The following is a 1995-nucleotide window of genomic DNA, read 5'->3' on the forward strand; positions in this document are numbered from 1 at the left end:
GTTTCCAACTCGCTCAAGTCCCGGCTGGCCTACCGCGAGGACTTCTGGGCCGGGTTCATCGCCAATTTCATGACCCAGATGATCGGGGTGCTGTTCGTGGCCGCCTTGTTCGGCAAGGTGCCGCACCTGAAAGGCTGGTACCGCTACGAGATATTCTACATCTACGGATTCTCCCAGCTGACCCTGGGCCTGTTCTTTTTGTTCTTCTCCAACCTGTTCGAAGTCAGCGAGCGCTACATCGTGGAGGGCTGGTTCGACCGGGTCTTGCTGCGGCCCCTGGACAGCTTCTTTCAGGTGATCATCGAGCGGGTGCACTTTGAGGAGATCTCCAACATCCTGGTGGGCCTGATGATCATGGCCTATTCCCTGCGTCATCTGGAAATATCACTTTCCTTGCTGCAGCACCTGATGATCCTGGGAATGGTCGTGTCGGCCTGCCTGATCTATCTGGGGATATTCACCGCCGTTATCAGCGCCACCTTCTGGTTCAACGACCGGGGCAGCCTGGTCTCGGTGCTCCACCTGATGCAGAATTTTTCCGGCTACCCGGTCACCATCTACGATCCCAAATTAAGGTTCATTTTAAGCTGGATCATTCCCTACGCCTTTACCGCCTTTTATCCGGCGGTGCAGGTGCTGGGCCGCAAGGGATACGGGATCTACGCCTGGCTGACCCCGGCCATCGGCCTGATCTTCTTTGGGCTGGGGATGTTCACCTGGAAACAGGGGGTCAAGGCCTACGAGAGCACCGGGAGCTGACGGCCGCACTTTGCTGGGGATGCAAATTCAATGTGATGCAATAGACAAAAATAGGCCAAACAATTGTATACCACCGCATGTCCATCGTATACACAAAGTGTTCCATCGTTACTACTCGTCCTGCGTTAATACGTTAATACTTTGAACATACCATCCAATTGGAGGAATAATGATAAAGCTGCCTGACCTCAGGGACATTCTAAGGGACATCTTCGGATCCGTGATCTCCCATGACATGGCGATGGATCTGGGAACCGCCAGCACCCTGGTCTACGTGGCCGGCAAGGGGATCGTGCTGAACCAGCCTTCGGTGGTGGCCATCGAAAAGAAGACCGGGATGCCTATCGCGGTGGGCACCGAGGCCAAGAAGATGCTGGGCCGCACCCCGGACGAGATCCGGGCCATCCGGCCCATGAAGGACGGGGTGATCGCCGACTTTGAGATCTGCGAGGAGATGATCCGGGCCTTCTTCAAGATGGCCCAAAAACGCCGGACCCTGATCCGGCCCCGGGTCATCATCTGCGTTCCCTCGGGGATCACCGAAGTGGAAAAGCGCGCGGTGCGCGACTCGGCCGAGCACGCCGGGGCCCGCGAGGTCTTTTTGATCGCCGAGCCCATTGCCGCCGCCATCGGGGTGGGCCTGCCGGTGGATTCGGCCATGGGCAGCATGGTGATAGACATCGGCGGCGGCACCACCGAGATCGCAGTGATCGCCCTGTCCGGCATCGTCCGCAACACTTCCATCCGGATAGCCGGCGACGAGATGGACGAGGCCATCCTGGAATACCTGCGCAAGACCCACAACCTTCTGATCGGGGAGCAGACCGCCGAGGAGATCAAGATCAGGATCGGCTCGGCCTTCCCGGTGGAGGAAAGCAAGGAGATGGAGGTCAAGGGCCGGGACGTGGTGCAGGGCATCCCCCGGGCCATCAAGATCAAAAGCGAGGAGATCCGCGAGGCCTTGCGCGAGCCGGTGTCCCAGATAGTGCTGGCGGTCAAGAAAGCGCTGGAGCAGACCCCGCCGGAACTGGCGGCCGACATCGTGGACGCCGGGATCACCATGACCGGGGGAGGCTCCCTGCTGAAGGGCCTGGACGCCCTGCTGAGGGAGGAGACCAACCTGCCGATCAAACTGGCGGTGGAAACCCAGCAATGCATTGTGCTGGGCGCCGGCAAGGTGCTGGAGTCCCCGGCCGATTATGAAAAGGTGCTGATGCAGAGCCGCAAGGAATAATG

Annotated in this window: 2 protein-coding genes; both read left to right on the top strand. The window is 59.1% G+C overall.

All coding sequences use genetic code 11. From position 1 onward, the window contains the following. Positions 1-759: ABC-2 family transporter protein (locus tag Q7U71_08190; protein ID MDO9391737.1), on the top strand; the 759-nt coding region annotated here is incomplete at its 5' end. 169 nt (positions 760-928) lie between these two features. Beyond that, positions 929-1993, top strand: a complete 1065-nt coding sequence (locus Q7U71_08195; protein ID MDO9391738.1) for a rod shape-determining protein — start codon at positions 929-931, stop codon at positions 1991-1993. Positions 1994-1995: the final 2 nt, after the last annotated feature.

The organism is bacterium (genome assembly GCA_030655055.1).
Taxonomy (GTDB): Bacteria; Edwardsbacteria; AC1; order AC1; family EtOH8; genus UBA5202.

Bases quoted from the DNA above. Each gene is read 5' to 3' on its own strand.
- Q7U71_08195 (MDO9391738.1), top strand. From the start codon at position 929: ATGATAAAGCTGCCTGACCTCAGGGACATTCTAAGGGACATCTTCGGA.